Annotated in this window: 1 pseudogene; it reads right to left on the reverse strand. The window is 52.5% G+C overall.

Features of this window, described 5'->3' with window-relative positions:
* Positions 1-223 (reverse strand): annotated as a pseudogene (locus ACGF49_RS25440) (IS5/IS1182 family transposase); the annotation flags it as partial.

Below are 223 nucleotides of genomic sequence, written 5' to 3' on the forward strand. Positions count from 1 at the left end.
GGCGATAACCTATGATGGGGATAATGCCTAACTGTTCCGTCAGATAACAAACCGGGGCCGTAAAATAGCCCGCATCCAACCCAACCGCGAGGGGATTGAGAGCAAAACGCTTTAACTGACGCGTCAAACGCTTGATAAAAGGCTGGCTGTCGTGGACATTACCCGGTGTGGCGTAGGTATCGGTGATAATACCGACTTGCCCATCCACGGTACGGTGGTCAAG

Origin of the sequence: Photorhabdus sp. RM96S (assembly GCF_042879335.1) — a bacterium.
In the GTDB taxonomy this organism is placed as follows: domain Bacteria; phylum Pseudomonadota; class Gammaproteobacteria; order Enterobacterales; family Enterobacteriaceae; genus Photorhabdus; species Photorhabdus kayaii.